Source organism: Haloparvum alkalitolerans (assembly GCF_050122995.1).
Classification (GTDB): Archaea; Halobacteriota; Halobacteria; order Halobacteriales; family Haloferacaceae; genus Haloparvum; species Haloparvum alkalitolerans.
Genome location: NZ_JBNLIA010000001.1, coordinates 66,756 through 84,558, shown reverse-complemented (window position 1 = coordinate 84,558; position 17,803 = coordinate 66,756). Strand labels below are relative to the sequence as shown.

Genomic DNA, 17,803 nt, shown 5'->3' with positions numbered 1-17,803 from the left:
TCTCACACCTGTCTAACGCATGCAAACCGCACTCACCTACCGGACGAACCGCGACCTGTTCTCGAACCATTATCTTGACGAACACCTCCCCGAAACGGAGGCGTGGAACGAGGTGAGCGAGGCCGAACTCGAGGAGGCCCGCGAGGAGATACGAGACCTGTGGGAGGAACAGCGGGGGACCGTCGCGGAGCGGACCGAGTCGGGCCTCGAGGAGAAGTTCATCCGGCCGATGTTCCGGAAGCTCGGCATCCCCTTCGAGGTCGAGGAGACGGTGCAGCGGGGCCAGCGCCGACCGGATTACGGCTTCTTCCCGAGCGAGGAGGTCGCTCGGCAGGCGTTCGACAACAAAAACGAAGGCGGCGACTTCTACGAGAACGCGGTCGCCGTCGCGGACGCTAAACGCTGGGGACGGCCGCTCGACACGCGCGGGAGCGGCGAGCACGAGCGCGACTTCGAGAACCCGAGCTACCAGATCCACGTCTACTTACAGGAGACGCCCGCCCGCTGGGCGGTGCTGACGGACGGGAAGAAGTGGCGGCTCTACTACGGGCCGACGAGCCACCGGCTCGACTCCTACTACGAGGTGGACCTACCGACGGTCCTCGAGGAAGGTGATCTGGAGGACTTCAAGTTCTTCTACCTCTTCTTCCGGCACGAGGCGTTTCTGGAAGATGCGGGCGGCGACTGCTTCCTCGACGACGTGTACGACGAGTCCAACGTCTTCGCCCAAGAGTTGGGCGAGGACCTGCAGGACAACATCTACGAGGCGATCAAGGTGCTCTCGGAGGGGTACCTCCAGTATCCCGACAACGATCTCGAAGAAGCGGATCTGGACCTCGTTCACGACGCCTCGCTCATCTACCTCTACCGCCTGATCTTCGTCCTGTACGCGGAGGCGGAGGGGCGGAACCTGCTGGACACGGACAACGAGATTTACGAGGAGTCGTACAGCCTGAACGCGCTGAAACAGGAGGTCGCCGCGGAACTCGACAGCGGCGATCCGAAGTATCACGACTGGCAGGACGACCTGAGTTCGCGGCTGGAGGAGCTGTTCGCGCTGATCGACCAGGGGAGCGAGTCGCGCGGGATCCCCGAAGATGACCTACACATCCCGGCGTACAACGGCGGGCTGTTTCGGACGGACCCGGACGAGGACGACGACCCCGAGGCGCAGTTCCTGGCGGAACACACCGTGGGGGACGCACACCTCGCGCGGGTCATCGAACTGCTCACGCGGAGCCGGCGGGCCGAGGGCGGCGGGAAGATCTTCGTCGACTACTCATCGCTGGATGTCCGCCACCTCGGCAGCATCTACGAGGGCCTGCTGGAGTACCAGCTCCACGTCGCGGACGGACCGATGGCGCTCGACGACGGCGAGTACGTCGCGGCCGCGGAGGGCGACGATGGTGACGCGGTCGCCGTGGAGGAGGGAGAAGTCTACCTCACGACGGGCAGCGGCGAGCGCAAGGCGACGGGGTCGTACTACACGCCGGAGTACGTGGTGGAGTACATCGTCGACGAGACGCTCGGGCCACTGGTCGAGGAGATCCGTGAGGACCTGGTCGGGCAGACGAGCTACCGGAAGGGCGACGAGGAGGCGGGGACGTTCGCGGACGAGTTCGCGGAGCGCGTCTTCGACCTCAAGATCCTCGACCCCGCGATGGGGAGCGGCCACTTCCTCACGAGCGCGGTCGACTACCTCGCCCGCGAGATCATCGACGCGCAGGAGAAGCAGGCGGCACAGGAGGGGATCGAGACGGTCGAGGAGGACCACGACATCAACTGGGCGCGTCGGAAGGTGGCCCAGCGGTGTATCTACGGCGTGGACCTGAATCCCCTCGCGACCGAGCTCGCGAAGGTCTCGCTGTGGCTCCGGACGCTCGCGGCCGAGCAACCGCTCGCCTTCCTCGACCACCACCTGAAGACCGGGAACTCGCTGGTCGGGAGCGACATCGAGGACGTGCTCGCGGACGGCGAGGAGGACGCGGACGGTGAAGTCGGTACCGAGGGCGGGGGCGAGGTCTCGGACGGTGCCGCGACCGCAGACGGGCAGGTCACGTTCACGCAGTTCTTCGACCACGCGCGCCAGGAGGCGCTCGCGCACGTGATGGACCGGTTCGCGGACCTGCTGTCCATCGACAACGAGACCCTCGCGGACGCCAAGGAGATGGAGGACGTTTACGACGAGGTCCGCGAGGACCCGCTCTATCGGCACCTGCTGGCGATGGCGAACGTCCACACCGCCGACCGGTTCGGCCTCGACGTGCCCGGCGACGCCTACGAGCGCATGGCCCGCGCCCTCCAGCAGAGCGCGTGGGACAGCATCGAGGAGCAAGACTGGTTCAAAAGTGCGCAGGCGATGGCCGACGACGAACAGTTCTTCCACTGGGAACTGGAGTTCCCCGTCGCGTTCTACGACGCGGACGGCGACCGCATGGAGAACGCGGGCTTCGACGCGGTGATCGGGAATCCGCCGTATATACGAAGTCGAAACCTACCTGATGAACAAAAGGAGTACTACAAGTCGAACTACGCTACGGCAGAGGGTGCATTTGACATATATATCCCATTTATAGAACTCGCTGCGGAGATCAGCGATTTAAACAGTTACATCATACCAAATAAATGGACTACGACGGGTTACGGTGAGAACCTCCGTAGTCTCCTTCTTGAAGAAGTCGGCATACACTCGATAACGGATGTTTCTGTTCAGGATGTGTTCCCTACTGCGGACATCTATCCAGTTATTTTACAGACACGTGGAGTGCCCACAGACGTTGTCAGTATCCGGAAGCCAAGGACGGACGAGGGATTGAATGACCTCGTCTCAACAGACATTCGCAGGGAGACGATCCAAGATATCGGTGGGATCATCCCAGTTAATCTGGACCCGGCGGTAGAACCACTCGTATCTGGTATTCTTGAGAGGTGTGCTCGGTTAGGTGATTATGTCGAAATGACCGAAGCCATCCACACAGGAAATGTTCGAGAGAAATTAATAGTTGATGAACCGGTTGACGACACCTGCGAAAAACTAGTAGACGGAAAATCAATCGATCGCTATCTGGCAGAATGGAGTGGCCAATACATCCGGTATGATGAATCACTGATCGATAGTGACAATGGGGAATATGGCGACCTTCGTGATCGAGATTTATTCGACAGAGATGGAAAATTATTCATCAGGGACATAAGCTATCGGCCGGTTGCTGCATTTGACGCACGAGGCCTTTTTGCCCTGAACACCTTGTATAGCGTTACCCCAGAAACCGAAGAAGTTCCTTTGAAGTATCTTTTGGCGGTTTTTAACTCTCAGTTCGTCAATTCATATTATCGCCAGATCTACGGAGGGACTCACGTTAGTGGTGATTATCTTCGATTTAAGCCGATGTTTAGTCTCAGGATTCCAATTCCTCTCCCTGAAACTGCCCGCCAATTGTCGGTCAATGATGAGGAGAACGCACTGCAAGCCCTCGAAAACGCAGCAGACGACATTTATGAAGCCAAACAACGGAAAACCGATCTCAACCTCGACCTCCTCGACTACCTCGGCAACTACGAAGACGGCCCGAGGCTCCCGGACATCGGGCTGTTCCAGCCGGCCGCGTCGGGGGTCCTCGACGCGACCGCAGAGGACTACGAGAAGCTCCGCGTCGGCGACGTGCGCGCCGAGCGCGACGGGACGGCGGTCACGGTCTCCGCGACCGCGCGGTACAAGCCGGAGGACGAGGACGCCCACGAAACAGACACCTACGGCTACACCGAGACCGACTATCTGGAGGCGTTCACGCTGCTGGACCTGTCGGAGACCGAGGCCGCGCTCGTGGAGGCGTTCGTCCCGGTCGCGGTCGACGAGGCCGGCGGCTTCGCCGGCTTCCGCGACAACGCGACGAAGACGAACTCTCCGCTCGACCGCCTGAAGGCGATGACGCTGCCGGACCCCGAGGACGTGGCCGCGGATCTGGACCGCTACGTCGAGACGAAGGAGCGCGCCGAGGAGTTGGACGCGAAGATCGAGAAAACGGACGCGCTCATCGACGAGATCGTCTACGACCTCTACGACCTCACCGACGAGGAGATCGAGATCGTGGAGTCCGCGGTCGCGGACGACTGACCCCGAACTCGCCTTCGAGGTGGTGGACACGGCAGCACGTCTGTGGCGGGTCGGCGGCGTCTGAGACCGGCACCCGGGCGGCTCGCGGAGCGGCCGCGGTCGCCCAAACCCTTATTCGGCATTCCGCACGTATGTATCCGTAATGGCCACGTCGACGAGAGACGGCGACGACCACGAGGACGAGATCCGTCTCTGGCGCGAGGACGACTGGTGGATCGCCAAGGACGTCGAGACGGGCGTGACGACGCAAGGCGAGTCACGCGCCGCCGCGCTGGAGAACCTCGACGAGGCGGTCGCGCTCCACCACGGCGAGGCCGGACGCGAACCGACGGCCGCGGAACTGGAAGCCCTGGGGATCGATCCCGAGGCCAACACGACGGGCGACCGGGAGCCGCCGGACGTACTCGACTGAATGGGTAGACGAACCTTCTCGGGCAGCGAGGTCGCAACAGTCCTCGTCAACGCGGGCGGTTTCGAGTGGCGACGGACGACCGGCGACCACGCGCAACTGTACTACCGCCACCCGACGAACGAGGACGACCGGCGCCACGTCACCGTTCCCTTACACGACGAACTCCGGACAGGGACGCTCCGCGAGATCGCCGACGAGGCTGGCGCGCGCGACTTCGACGCGTTCTGCGACTGGATCGATCGCAACGCCTGATCCCGGACCGACGCGAACTCGGCGACGAGAAGATCGAGATCGCGGAGTCCGCGACCGCGGACGATCCACGCCCGCCCCGGGACGACTCCCCGACCACGACGAGGATTCATCCGTTTCAGACCCCAAGAACGGCGTTTGTGACAATTTTCCCGCATAATCCATATAGTGCTAGAGATGATTTAGCACACCATGCCAATATGTGGGAACTGCAACCAATACGAACTGACACGAAACGACTGGTTCTGCCGCCACTGCGGCGACCGGCGGGAGACCTGCCCCAGTTGTGGGGCGTCGATGGGCACGGAGGAGTGTGGGTCCTGCGGGCAGCCGCGGTACGGTCCCTGCACCGAGTGCGGCGAACTCACGCCGGTCAACGAGGACGCGTGCCGACAGTGCGGGTACGACGACGTCGAGGCGGCGCGGAGCCGGTCGTGGAAGTTCGTCGCCGCGGGGGTTCTGTTGGGCGGCGTCGGGCTGTTCGTACTCCCGGCGGTTCTCGGCACCGTTCTCGGCTACCTGTTCGGCATCCCGATGCTGCTCGTGGGGGTCATCGCCGCCGGGCTGGGGACGTTCGAGCTGTTGGCACCGACGAGGACCGGGCCGGTCGGCGAGATCGGCCTGAGCATCGGCGAGAAAGAGCACATGTCCGAGGAGTACAGCAAGCAGCTGACGAAGGACGCGGTCGAGGCGGTCGGTACCGCCGCGGCCGCCGGCGCGAGCGCGCTGGACTCCTACGCGGAGTACAAGGAGGACAAGCGGGAACGTGAGCAAAAGCGGGAGGCGGCACGCGAAGCCGAGCGCGAGCAGCGGGCGATCGAGCGGGGCCGGCAGCGGATCGAGGACGCCGCCCGGGAGGCGCGGGAGAGCCACCTCACCGTCCTGTGGGAGATGAACTGCGAGGGGTGCGGGATCCCGTGGCTGACCACCCAGAACCGGCACCTCGTTCGCAACGACGAGTTCGACACGGTCGGCTTCACGGTCGTCAACGAGGAGGAGTGGAACTACATTCAGGACAGGGTCCGACTCCAGTGTGACGCCCCCGACTGTACCCGGACGGCAACGTTCACGAAGGACAGCCTCTGGGACCCGTGACTCGCCGCGGGGAGCGGCACCTGATCGGACACCTCCGGTCCGCGATCGCGAGCAGGCGCTCGGCCATCCGCGCACCGTGGACGCCCGCGCGCCGTACCTGCAGCTCGGCCGCGAGCGAGCGAAACGCCTCGTACCGGGAGTCACCGGCATCGGTCGTCGCCATGCCCGGGACGCGGTCGGCCACCGGGAACGGCCTGAGCCACGGGCGCGCCGGAACTGAACGTGAAGCGGCGCGCCGAGATCCGATCGGTGTTCGTGATCATCCGCTCTACGCCGACTTGCCGAGTCCCGTGGGATGGATGACCGACCGGCATCGCCACCGAGAACTTATCCCGGAATACGCGGGTACACTGCCGCAACCACGATGTCGGAACCTCGGACACGAGAGCCACCGGTCTCCGGTACAGGCCGTCCTCCTCGGCGCGTTATCGACCAAGCAGTCGTGGAGCGTGATCGGAGGGCGGGCACCGGGACTACCCCGGGTGGAACTGATGGCGACTGACATCGCCGTTGCCGTACTGGAGATCAGCTCGGTGTTTCTGAGTCTCCTCTTCGTCGCTCTTCAGTATCTCTCCCGTCAGATCACCGGCGAACTGGTGTCGCAGGGACTGCTGATGACGGCCGCGGAGGGTGTCGCGAACGCGTCGCTGTTGGTTCTCGCATCCGGGTATCTCGCATGGATACTGCTGGTGGTCAACCAAAACGACACCCTGGTATCGTTGATGGTCGCGCTGTTGCTGATTGCGTTCGCGTTCATCGCGGCCGCGATTCGAGAGACCGCGAAGGAACTCGCGGATTCCCTTGCGGAAGGAAATGGCGACGCAAACCATAACACCGAAGACGAGAAATCTACGGACGAGGAAGACGACTTATGAACATCAACAACTTCTGGATGACCGCGGGCGAGTTCGACCCGTACAAGGTACTCATCTGGGGTGGGCTGGCTCTTACGCTACTCGTCGGCTTTGCGCTTCTCCTTGGCTGAGCGACTGCTCTCGTTCTCACTCTCGACGCCACATGCGGCTGGGCACGTTTCGTGTCGTTCCTGGAGTGAACAGTACGCAACACCAGCGATGGTTCGCTCCGTCGTAACGCGACCGGACGGAGACGAGGTCCGACCCGACGGGAGTACAGAACGGTACGTGGATTCGCGTGGTTGGGATCCTGCCTTCGTCCGCGCGAACGCTCACGCTCGTCAGTTCTTCACTGCGTTCAGAAATGGACTCGGTGGGATTTGAACCCACGGCCTTCCCCGTGCCAGGGGGATGATCTACCACTGATCTACGAGCCCGCGTTCGCATCCACACGTATCCCGGGTTGAGACATAAGGCCTTCGACTCGTCGGCTCCGCGGGACGGAACCGCACGCGGGCCGGGGGCTGACCGCGGGTCCTCCGGCCCTCAGATCCGGTCCGAGTCGACCCGCACGTCCAGCGAGACGGGGCGGCCGCTCCCCTCCAAGTCCGCGACCGCGCGCTCGACGACGCGCTCGGCCTCCTCCTTGATCAGGGGGATCGCCTTCTTGAGCACCCAGTCGAACGACGCCAGCGGCGGGAGGTCCACGGCGTCCGCGCTCGCGGAGTCGGGGTCGAACCGGATCTCGAGGCTAACCTCGCAGGCGTCGATGGCGGCCGCGTCCGGGTCGGCGTCGTCCGGGAGCTTGATCGCCGCGTCCGCGGTCTCGGGGTCGACCGTCGTCGACTCGATGCGCCAGCAGCCGTGGGCGTCGATGTCCTTCGTCACCCGCCAGTCGATGCGCGTCGGCTTCTCGACGTCCGTGACCGCCGAGCGGGCGGTGTAACCGAGCTTCCACCACGCGAACCGGAGCGCGTACTCGGTCCCCGGCCCGCCGTCGCCCCGTAGCCGCTCCACGCGGTCGAGGTACTCCGAGTACCGGTCGTACCGCGGGAAGTCCAGCAGGAACTCGTAGACGTCCGCGGGCGCCGCGTACACCGTCGTTCGCACGACGAGTTCGTCCACGACCGGCGTTCTCGCCGCTGCGTGTTAAACCCGGCCGTCGCGGTCGCACGCTCGTGTCCCTCCAGCGGTCGACCGAATCCGTGCGCGACCGACCGCGATCCGCCGCGGTCGACCGAGGCCCGGTCGCTGTCGATGCCGACCCTCTCTACCCCTCGTGACCGGGACCCACGACATTCGGTCACGTGGTTAGGCCGGCCTAAAGATCGACGGGGTTTTATTTGTTTAGGGTGGCCTAAACAGTATGACCGACGACCGCATGCGGAGACGGAACGTCCTCACGACCGGCGCCGGCGTCCTCACGGCCGCGTTGGCCGGCTGTACCGGAGGAGACGGCGGATCGACGGCGGAGCAGACGGAGACCGGCGCCTCCGGGGACACCGCGACGGAGGGGACCGCGGCCGAGGAGACGGCGACCGACGCGGACGACTCGTACTCGGTCTCGATGGCGCCGGTCGGCGAGGTGACCTTCGAGTCGGTGCCCGAGACGTGGGAGACGTACTTCCCGGGCTACGCCGACATGGGCGTCGCGCTCGGGCACGGCGACGGGCTGGTCGGCCTCGGGAACATCGGCCGCTACCACACCGACGCCTACGACGAGCTCGACGGCGTGAGCGTGGACAAAGACGGGATCACGCAGGTGCTGGGCGACAGCGGCATCGACCGGGAGATCTACTACGAACTCGACGCGGACGTCCACCTCACCGACCCGCAGTGGCTGACCAACAACGGCTTCTTCGGACTGGAGCAGGAGGACATCGACGAGGTCGCGTCCAACGTCGCGCCGTTCCTCGGGAACACCGTCTTCCGCCGGACGGACCCGTGGCACGACTACCGCTACTACACCCTCTACGAGACGTTCGAGAAGGTGGCCGAGGTGTTCGACGAGCGCGAGCGCTACGAGGCGTTCGCCGAGTTCCACGACGAGGTCGTCGCGGCGATCCAGGCCGACCTGCCGCCCGCCGACCAGCGCCCCAACGCGCTGTTGACGTTCGGTGCGGGCAACGAGCCGGAGCAATTCTCGCCGTACCGGCTCAGCGACCAGGGGACGAACAAGAAGCAGTGGCACGACCTCGGGCTCTCGGACGCGCTCGCCGACACCGGCATCGACGGGCTCTCCACCAGCGAGCGCGGCCAGATCGACTACGAGACGATGCTGGAGGTCGATCCGGACGTCGTCCTCGTCCGCGGACACGAGGACAAGACCGCCGAGGAGTTCGCCGACACCGTCCTCGCGTTCATGGAGGGCCACGACGTGGCCAGCGAACTGACCGCGGTGCAGGAGGGGCGCGTCTTCCGCGGCGGCCCGATCTATCAGGGCCCCATCCAGCACCTGTTCAACCTCGAGCGCGCTGCGACGGCCATCTTCCCGGACACGTTCTCCGGGGAGCTGTTCGACCGCGACGAGCTCGCGTCCATCATCACGGAGGAGCCGTGAACGGAACCGGCACCTCCAAGACCGGCTCGACCCGACGCGGCTACCTCCGGCGGAGCGCGGCCGCCGTGGCCGCCGGCGGGCTGCTCGCCGGCTGTGCGGGCGAGGACGCGCCTGCGGACGACGCGGACTCGACCGCGGACGGGACCGCGACGGACGCCGCGGACGCGACGGCGACCGACGACGCCGACTCCTGGGGCGCCTCGCTGGCGCCGGTCGGCGAGGTGACCTTCGAGTCGGAGCCCGAGAGCGTCGCCGTGTACGACCTGCTCCACGCGGACCTGGCGGTCGCGTACGGCCGCGCGGACGCCGTCAACTCGCTCGGCTTCGACGCCGCGGTCGACGGCGCGACGCTGTCGGCCTACTACGAGCGCCTCGACGGCGTCGAGACCGACTGGGGTGACCTCGCGCAGCTCAACGACGGCAACTCGGGCGTCAACGTGGACGCCGAGCTGCTGTACGAGCTCGACTCGGACCTTCACCTGATCGACCCCGCGCTCGTCACCTCCTTCGACGGGTGGGAGCGCGAGGACACCGCCGAGATCGCCGACAACGTCGGGCCGTGGTTCGGCAACTACTTCAGCCGCACTCACGGCGAGCCCCCGGCCGCGTGGGCCGACGCGTACGAGTACCACACCGTCTGGGAGACCGCGGAGCGGGTCGCCCCGGTCTTCCGGGCCGAGGACCGTTACGAGGCCCTCGCCGAGGTCCGGGCGGACCTCCTCGCGACGATCGAGGAGGGACTGCCGCCCGCCTCGGAGCGCCCCACGGTCGCGGTGACCATCTTCATGGACGGGACCTTCTACCCGACCGCGGCGAACGCGCCCGGCTACGCGACGGCCCACGTCCGCCCGTTCGGCGTCGAGGACGCGTTCGCGGGCGAGGAGATCACCTTCGAGACCAGCTACGACTACGAGGCGATGCTGGAGTTCGACCCGGACGTCATCCTCCACCCGTACGGGCTGGCCTCCTACTACTCCGTTCCCGACGTGCGGACGACCCTTTCGGAGCACGCGGTCGGGAGCGAGCTCACGGCGGTCGCCGAGGACCGCGTCTACCCCTCGGGCAACCCGATGCAGGGGCCGATCGTCAACCTGTTCCAGACGGAGATGACCGCGAAACAGCTGTTCCCGGAGCGGTTCGGCGCGTGGCCGGAGTACGACGGCGGCCCGTACCCCGAGATCCCGGCCGAGGAGCGCCTGTTCGACCGCGACCGCGTCGCGGAGGTGGTCGCGGGCGATGTCTGAGGCCTCGGGCGAGGCGTCCACGTCCGCCCGCGGGCGCGCCGCCGGACTCCTGGAGGGGTTCGACGGCTCGCTCGTCCCCGTGATCGTCGCCAGCACCGCCGTGGTCGTCTTCGGCGGCCTCGTGCAGGTGAGCTTCGGGACGTTCTCGATGACGGTGACCGAGGCGTGGCGGGCCGTCCTCGACCCCGACATCTGGGGGCATCCCGGCCTGCTCGCGGAGTTCTTCCTCGGCGACACGGTCGGCGGCGCGCTGGCCGCGCAGTTCGGCTGGACGACCGACGTGGAGCTGGCCCACGAGACGATCATCGTCTGGACGGTGCGGTTGCCCCGGGTGCTCGTGGCCATCCTCGTCGGCGCCAACCTCGCCATCTCCGGCGCCATCTTCCAGGCGGTGACGCGCAACGAGCTCGCGAGCCCGTACATCCTCGGCGTCTCGTCGGGGGCGGGGCTCGCGATCCTGCTCACGCTGGTCGTCTTCTCCGGGCTGACCGCGTTCCTACCGATCCTCGCGGCGCTCGGCGGGACGACCGCGTTCCTGATCGTCTACGTCATCGCGTGGAAGGGCGGTACCTCGCCGGTACGCCTGGTGCTCGCCGGCGTCATCGTCGGCACCGTCTTCCAGTCGCTCCAGACGGGGATCTTCTTCTTCGCGGACGACCTGGGCGTGGTCCAGTCGGCCATCGCGTGGACGACCGGCTCGCTGACGGGGACCGACTGGGAGCAGGTACGGCTCGCGCTCCCGTGGACGCTGCTGGCGACGGTGCTGGCGCTCGCGGGCTCGCGACAGCTCAACGTCCTGCTGCTCGGCGAGCGCACCGCGCGCTCGCTCGGGATGTCCGTCGAGCGCGTGCGGTTCGCGCTGTCGGCGGTCGCCATCCTCGCGGCCGCGGCCGCCATCGCCGTCGCGGGGATCGTCGGCTTCGTCGGCCTCATCGTCCCGCACATGGTGCGGACGCTCGTGGGCTCCGACTACCGACAGCTGATCGTCGGCTGCCTGTTCGTCGGGCCGGCGCTGATGGTCGGCGCGGACGTCGGTGCGCGGCTCGCGATGGACCCGGTCCAGATCCCGGTCGGGATCGTCACCGGTTTGGTCGGCGGCCCCTACTTCCTCTACCTGATGCGCCGGCAGGAGCAACTGGGTGACCTGTGAGATGACGGGGAACGACGCCGAGACACGGCGGGATTCCGACGGTGACCACTCCGAGGAGTCGGACACGGATCGAGACGACAGCGCCGCGGAGACGACCGGAGAGCGGCGCGCGCGCGACGAGGTCACGGAGCCGGCCCGGACGCCGGCGCTCCACGGCGAGAAGCTCGAACTCGGCTACCCCGCCACGGCGGAGCCGGTCGTCGAGACGGAGCGCGTCGACGTGCCCGCCGGCGAGGTGACCGCGCTCGTGGGACCGAACGGCTCCGGCAAGTCGACGCTGCTCAAGTCGCTCGCGAAGCAGCTCGAGCCGGAGGCCGGCGAGGTGCTGCTCGACGGCGAGTCCATCTCCGAGTACGGGTCGAAGGAGTTCGCTCGCGAGGTGGGGATGCTCTCACAGGAGAACGAGGCGCCCGGAAGCACCACCGTCGAGGAGCTCGTCTACCACGGCCGTTATCCCCACCGCGGCTTCTTCGACGCGGTGACGCAGGCGGACGACGAGGCGGTCGACCGCGCCATCGAACTCGCGGGCGTCGACCACCTGCGCGACGAGCCGGTCGGGGACCTCTCCGGCGGCCAGAAGCAGCTCGCGTGGATCGCCCTGACGCTCGCCCAACAGACCGACGTGCTGCTGTTAGACGAGCCGACGACGTACCTCGACTTGCACCACCAGCTCCGCGTGATGGAGGTCGTCCGCGAGCTGAACGAGGAGGCCGGCGTGACCGTCGCGGTCGTCCTCCACGACATCGCGCAGGCCGCGCGGTTCGCGGACAACCTCATCGCGATGAAGGACGGCTCCGTGTACGACTGGGGCCCGCCCCGGAAGGTCGTCACCGAGGCCCTCCTGGAGGACGTCTTCGACGTGGTCGCGAGCGTCGACACCGACGCTCCCGACGGCCCGCGGATCCATCCGCACCGGCCGGTCGATTGATATCCTCCCCGCCCTGAAGCGCGGGGCTTTCCGGACGGTGCCGTCCCCAGCAACAGGACCTGCAGCAGGAACGGAGGAACCGCGAGAATCCCGGATCGATCGCGCGACGCCCCGCCGCCCGGACGCGGAAGCGTCCCGTCACTCGCCGACGCGGTGACACGCCGCCTCGTGGTGCTCGTCGACGCGCTCGTCCGGGGGCGGGACGCGCTCGCACACCGACTCGAAGGCGGCCAGTCGATCGCCGGCCTCCTCGACGTTCCCGGCCGCGAGCGCTTCGACCGCCGCCGTCAGGGCCGCGTCGAGGTCCTCGTCGCCGACCGACTCCGGGAGGTCGAACGCCTCGCGGACGCCCGCGGACGTGGGCTCGGCCACGCGGTCGGCCAGCGCCTCGCCGCCGAAATCGGGGTCCGCGACCGTCAGCTTGCAGTCGAAGGCGGCGCGCCACGCGTCGGCGTCGCCGTCGAACTCCGCGGGGGGGATCACGACCGGACAGCGCGTGTGGAACCGGCAGCCGGACGGCGGGTTCGTCGCCTCCGGTATCTCGCCGGAGAGGGGCTGTGTCTCCCGCTCCGCGGTCGGGTCGGGCGTGGGGACCGAGTCGATCAGCGCCTCGGTGTAGGGATGTTCCGGGTCGCGTAGCACCGCCTCGGTGGGTCCGGACTCCACGATCTCGCCGAGGTACATCACGTTCACGCGGTCGCAGATCTCGCGGACGACGCTCACGTCGTGGGTGATGAGCAGGACGCTCAACTCGAGTTCCGCCTGCAGATCGTCGAGAAGCGATAGCACCGCCGCCTGAATCGAGAGGTCGAGCGCGGAGACCGGCTCGTCGGCGATCAGCAGGTCCGGGTTGAGCACGAGCGCCCGCGCGAGCGCGGCGCGCTGGCTCTGCCCGCCGGACAGTTCGTGCGGGTAGCGCTCGTAGTGGTCCGCCGAGAGCCCGACGCGCTCGAAGAGGTCGGTGACGACCGCACGCCGCGTCGCCGCGTCGGAGACGCCGTGCACCCGCAGGAACTCCGCGGCCGACTCTCCGACCGTCAGCCGCGGGTCGAAGCTCCCGACCGGGTCCTGAAAGATCATCCCCGTGCGGCGCCGGAACGCGCGGAGCTCGTCGTCGCCGTACTCGCCGACCCGGTCGCCGTCGAAGGTCACCGTTCCGCCCGTCGGCTCCCGGAGTCGGAGCAGCGTCTCCGCGGCGGTCGACTTGCCGCAACCGGACTCGCCGATGAGCCCGACCGTCTCGCCGCGGCGCACGTCGAAGGAGATGCCGTCGACCGCGTGCAGCGACTCGCCGCCGCGACCGAGCAGCCCCTCACCCACGGAGAAGTGTTTCTCGAGGTCGTCGACGCGGAGCAGCGGTTCGGCGTCGCTCATCGCTCGCCTCCGTCCGACGGCGCGGGGTCCCGACCGAACTCGAAGCCCGAGTCGTCGGCGCCGTCCTCCTCCAGTTCGCTCCGGTCGTGGTCTGGCCCGTAGTAGACGCAGGCGGCGCGGTGGTTCGTACCCTCGACCGCGTACTCCGGGGGCTGTCCCCCGCACCGACAGGCGCCCGTGGCGTGGGCACAGCGCGGCGCGAACCGACAGCCCTCCGGGGGGTCTCGCGGGTCGACGGGCTCGCCACCGATGGGGTCGAGGTCCCCGCGACCGGGCAGACACGACAGCAGCGCGCGCGTGTAGGGGTGAGCCGGCCGGTCGAACAGCGCGGAGACGGGGCCGCGCTCCATCACCGTGCCGCCATAGAGGACCACGACCCGGTCGGCGACCTCCGCGACCACGCCGAAGTCGTGGGTGACGAAGAGGACGCCGAGCCCCTCTTCCGCCTGCAGCCGCGAGAACAGATCGAGGATACCGGCCTCGATGGTCACGTCGAGCGCGGTCGTCGGCTCGTCCGCGATCAGAACGTCGGGGTCGGAGGAGAGCGCCAACGCGACCAGCGCGCGCTGCTTCATGCCGCCGGAGAACTCGTGTGGATAGTCGTCGACCCGCGCCGCCGGCTCCGGGATCCCCACCGTGTCCAGGAGATCTATCGCGCGCTCGCGGGCCTCGGCCTTCGGGACGTCGCGGTGGTAGCGGATCGACTCCACGATCTGCTCGCCCACCGTGTAGACGGGGTCGAGCGCGCCCTCGGGGTCCTGGAAGACGTGCGCGATCCGGTCGCCGCGGACCTCCCGAAGCTCTCCGGGTCCGAGCTCCGTCAGCCGCCGGCCGTCGAAGGTGACGCGCCCGGTGACGCTCGCGCCCTCCTCGGCGACGAGCCCGGTGATCGCCTCGCAAGTGGCGGTCTTGCCGGAGCCGGACTCGCCGACCAGACACACCGTCTCGCCGCGGTCGAGCGCGAAGCTCACGCCGTCGACCGCGTCGACCGGGCCGTCGCGGCCGTCGAACCGCACCGAGAGGTCCTCGACGGTCAACAGGGCGTCCGCGTCGCTTCCGTCGCCGATTCGTCCGCCGGTCGAAGTGGTGTTCGCGTCCATCTCAGGGCTCCATCCGCGGATCGAGCGCGTCGCGGAGCGCGTCGCCGAGCAGGCTCAGGCTCACCGTCGTGGCCAGCAGCGCCAGCGCCGGGAACAGCACGACCCACCAGGAGACGGTGGGAAAGGCGCCGTCCGCGAACCCCATGGCGATCGTGTATCCCCACGAGAGCTCCACCTGCCAGATGGAGGCGCGGGCGGCGGGGCGACCGGGGTTCGAGAACAGGTACGCCATCGTCGCCTCGAGCAGGACCACGAGCGGGAGCTGGAGGCTCACCGCCGAGACGACCGTGCTGGAGGTGTTCGGCACGACGTGGCGACGAACGATTCGGAACGGTTGCATACCCGCACTCCGGGCGGCGCGGACGTACCCCGCATCGCGTTTTGTCAGCACGTCCGACCGCACCATCCGGGCGAGGCTCCCCCAGTTCAGCAGCCCGAACACGACCACGAGCAGCAGCAGCCCGCCGTCGTACACGACCAACAACAGCAGGACGATGAAGAACGCGGGCAGCACCTGCTGCACGTCGACGTAGCGCATCAACAGCTCGTCCGTCCGGCCGCCGCGATAGCCCGCGGCGGTGCCGACGCCGACGCCGACGGGGATCATCAGCGCGGCGACGATAGCCGCCACCTTCAGCGCGACGCTAGCGCCGTGGACGATCAGCGAGAGCACGTCCTCACCGCGCAGGTTCGTCCCGAGCGGGTACTGCCACGTGCCGGCACAGCCCGCCTCCACGACCTCCCCGCTGCAGTAGACCGCAGACTCCGGTACCGTCGCGAACACCGGCGGCTGGGAGGGCGCCGGCTCCCGCGGTGCCGCCTCGCCGATCAGCGGCTCGGTCACCGGGCCCGCTATCGAGGGACCGACGAGCGCGACGAGCGCGAACCCGCCGAGGTAGACCAGACTCGCGACCGCCGCCGGGTCCCGACGGAGCCGCCGCCAGTAGAGCCGCGTGAGCGCCGGACGACGGGCGAGCGGGGCGACGACGTACAGCAGGAGTGCCCACAGCGCGCCCCGGTAGAGCCAGTCGACGATCGTTCCCGAGGGGACGCCCGGGAGGACGTTGGCGATCCGCTCGACGCGGAGGTCGTAGGCGGCCGCGGCACCCACCGCGACCAGTCCGACGGCGAGGAGCACGACGCGTCGATCGAGGCGGCTCGGCGACTCACCGTCGTCGAGCGAGACGGTCTCGAAGGTCGGTCCGTCGCTCGTCGCCCGTTCGTTCGCTCCGCCGCGCTCGCCCGGCTCCGCCTCCGTAGTCACCTCGCCTCACCGTTGGAGAGCCGGGGACCAGTTCGTGTATCGTTCACGATCGTCAATGTCGTCCACGCGCGTCGTAATTAAAAGCTTCCACCGGACCGGTGGGCCACCCAGATCTTGCAAACGTTTAACACGGGTCGCGCCGAGGCCCGATCCGATTCAGATGCGTCGCTACGTCGCCAGACGGCTCGGTTGGGCAGCCGTGTCGATCTGGATCGTCTTCACGGCCATCTTCCTGCTGTTCGCGTACACGCCCGACCCCAACGAGGCGATCCTCGCCCATTACTCGGGCGAGGAGGCCGTGGAGGCGTGGGCGGCCGCCCGTAACCGGGACCTCCCGCTGTCCGAACGGTACGCCCGGTGGATCGGGTCGTACCTGACGCTCGACCTCGGTCGGACGGTCGGCGGTAAGCCAGTCGCCGCGGTCCTGAAGCGGTCGCTCCCGATCACCCTGCTGTACGTCGTCCCGGCGACCGTCATCTCGACGGTCGGGGGCGTCGCGGTCGGAGTGTACACCGCCGTCCGGAAGGGCGGGTACCTCGACCGCTTCGGCACCGCCGTGGTCTACTCCGGCTTCGGGCTGCCGGTGTTCTGGTCGAGCGAGATCGCCCTCGCCATCGTGGTGGACGAGTGGGGGCTCGTCTCCGTGGTGTGGAACGACGACGCGCCCCGGTACGCGTTGGAGAACCTCGCCGCGCTCGTGTTGCCGACGCTGGTGATGGCCGTGAACCTGCTGGCGATCCAGGCGAGGTACACCCGCGCGGAGGTGCTCGACGTGCTCCCCGAGGAGTTCATCCGCACGCTGCGCGCGAACGGTGCGCGCTCGCGGGACGTGGCCAGACACGCGCTCCGGAACGCCGCGGTGCCGCTCGTGTCCGCGTTCTGCATCGAGGCGCTCGGTCTACTCTTGGTCACGGTCTACGTCGTCGAGATCGTCTTCGGACTGCCGGGCGTCGGCGCGCTCGCGTACGACGCCCTGTTGAACCGCGACGCGGGGGTCGTGCTCGCGGTAACGATGCTGGTCGCGGTCGTCGGCGTGTTCGGCAACCTCGCCCAGGACCTGCTGTACGTCGCACTCGACCCGCGGATCGACTACGACGAGCGCTGATCCGCCCCCGGACCCGAGCCCGCGGCTCGGACCGCCCGTGCTGCCCCGTCCGCCCCGCCCGCGCCGCCCCGCCTGCGCGCTCCCGACCCTCCCGAAACCTCCCGGTCGTGCGGAGCGCGCGCGAGCCCCGCACGGTCGGTTGACGCCCGTCCATCGACCATATAAACCACATTTCGAAACGGAAGCGGCACTTCGAGTGAAAGGACATATAAGGTGTTAATGTCTCACCCACACCGATTACGTCTGCGGGTTTGATGTTCAGGGACGGTTCCGAGACGCGGACGGACGGGCGGCGAATTCTGTCGTGGCGCAACGTTTTAATAGCTCCTCGCCTCTGGAACGAGACGCGATGAC

At 67.6% G+C, this 17,803-nt stretch carries 14 protein-coding genes and 1 tRNA gene; 10 read left to right on the top strand and 5 right to left on the bottom strand.

Features of this window, described 5'->3' with window-relative positions; translation table 11 throughout:
• Positions 1-19 precede the first annotated feature (19 nt).
• From ACQE3L_RS00375 to ACQE3L_RS00355, 5 genes are all read left to right on the top strand, one after another.
• On the top strand, positions 20-4,114 hold the full coding sequence (locus tag ACQE3L_RS00375; protein WP_426961827.1) for an Eco57I restriction-modification methylase domain-containing protein: 4,095 nt from the start codon (positions 20-22) through the stop codon (positions 4,112-4,114).
• A gap of 142 nt (positions 4,115-4,256) precedes the next feature.
• Positions 4,257-4,526, top strand: a complete 270-nt coding sequence (locus ACQE3L_RS00370; RefSeq protein WP_426961826.1) for a type II toxin-antitoxin system HicB family antitoxin — start codon at positions 4,257-4,259, stop codon at positions 4,524-4,526.
• Positions 4,527-4,778, top strand: coding sequence for a type II toxin-antitoxin system HicA family toxin (locus tag ACQE3L_RS00365; RefSeq protein WP_426961825.1), 252 nt, complete (start codon positions 4,527-4,529; stop codon positions 4,776-4,778). It abuts the gene before it with no gap.
• Positions 4,779-5,072: 294 nt separating this feature from the next.
• Entirely contained in the window at positions 5,073-5,870 is a 798-nt protein-coding gene (locus ACQE3L_RS00360; RefSeq protein WP_426961824.1) for a hypothetical protein, read from the top strand.
• A 491-nt stretch (positions 5,871-6,361) separates the two neighbouring features.
• On the top strand, positions 6,362-6,745 hold the full coding sequence (locus ACQE3L_RS00355) for a hypothetical protein (RefSeq protein WP_426961823.1): 384 nt from the start codon (positions 6,362-6,364) through the stop codon (positions 6,743-6,745).
• Between the two features lie 344 nt (positions 6,746-7,089).
• Here the strand turns inward: ACQE3L_RS00355 and ACQE3L_RS00350 are convergent.
• A tRNA-Ala gene (locus ACQE3L_RS00350) sits at positions 7,090-7,161 on the bottom strand.
• A 109-nt stretch (positions 7,162-7,270) separates the two neighbouring features.
• The gene (locus ACQE3L_RS00345; protein ID WP_426961822.1) at positions 7,271-7,849 is read right to left on the bottom strand and encodes an SRPBCC family protein; all 579 of its coding nucleotides are present in this window, start codon (positions 7,847-7,849) and stop codon (positions 7,271-7,273) included.
• Positions 7,850-8,090: 241 nt separating this feature from the next.
• On the opposite strand from ACQE3L_RS00345, the gene ACQE3L_RS00340 reads away from it, so the two are divergent.
• The 4 genes from ACQE3L_RS00340 to ACQE3L_RS00325 are packed head-to-tail and all read left to right on the top strand — an operon-like array spanning position 8,091 to position 12,606.
• Positions 8,091-9,284, top strand: a complete 1,194-nt coding sequence (locus ACQE3L_RS00340) for an ABC transporter substrate-binding protein (protein ID WP_426961821.1) — start codon at positions 8,091-8,093, stop codon at positions 9,282-9,284.
• A complete protein-coding gene (locus ACQE3L_RS00335; protein WP_426961820.1) occupies positions 9,281-10,528 on the top strand; it encodes an ABC transporter substrate-binding protein in 1,248 nt (415 codons plus the stop codon). Before ACQE3L_RS00340 ends, ACQE3L_RS00335 begins: the two co-directional genes overlap by 4 nt.
• Positions 10,521-11,678 carry a FecCD family ABC transporter permease gene (locus tag ACQE3L_RS00330; protein WP_426961819.1) on the top strand — a complete coding sequence of 386 codons (1,158 nt, stop codon included), beginning with the start codon at positions 10,521-10,523 and terminating at the stop codon, positions 11,676-11,678. Before ACQE3L_RS00335 ends, ACQE3L_RS00330 begins: the two co-directional genes overlap by 8 nt.
• Before the next feature lies 1 nt (position 11,679).
• Positions 11,680-12,606 (top strand): ABC transporter ATP-binding protein, encoded by a 927-nt coding sequence (locus ACQE3L_RS00325; RefSeq protein ID WP_426961818.1) that lies wholly within the window; start codon positions 11,680-11,682, stop codon positions 12,604-12,606.
• 138 nt (positions 12,607-12,744) lie between these two features.
• Here ACQE3L_RS00325 and ACQE3L_RS00320 read toward each other — a convergent pair whose 3' ends face one another.
• From ACQE3L_RS00320 to ACQE3L_RS00310, 3 genes are read right to left on the bottom strand one after another with little or no spacing between them, the layout of a single operon-like run.
• Positions 12,745-13,980 (bottom strand): ABC transporter ATP-binding protein, encoded by a 1,236-nt coding sequence (locus ACQE3L_RS00320; RefSeq protein WP_426961817.1) that lies wholly within the window; start codon positions 13,978-13,980, stop codon positions 12,745-12,747.
• The gene (locus tag ACQE3L_RS00315; RefSeq protein WP_426961816.1) at positions 13,977-15,080 is read right to left on the bottom strand and encodes an ABC transporter ATP-binding protein; all 1,104 of its coding nucleotides are present in this window, start codon (positions 15,078-15,080) and stop codon (positions 13,977-13,979) included. The genes ACQE3L_RS00320 and ACQE3L_RS00315 overlap by 4 nt, the downstream gene beginning before the upstream one ends.
• A gap of 1 nt (position 15,081) precedes the next feature.
• A complete protein-coding gene (locus ACQE3L_RS00310) occupies positions 15,082-16,344 on the bottom strand; it encodes an ABC transporter permease (protein WP_426961815.1) in 1,263 nt (420 codons plus the stop codon).
• A gap of 199 nt (positions 16,345-16,543) precedes the next feature.
• Here ACQE3L_RS00310 and ACQE3L_RS00305 point away from each other — a divergent pair, with 199 nt between their 5' ends.
• Positions 16,544-17,449 (top strand): ABC transporter permease, encoded by a 906-nt coding sequence (locus ACQE3L_RS00305; RefSeq protein WP_426961814.1) that lies wholly within the window; start codon positions 16,544-16,546, stop codon positions 17,447-17,449.
• Positions 17,450-17,803 lie beyond the last annotated feature (354 nt).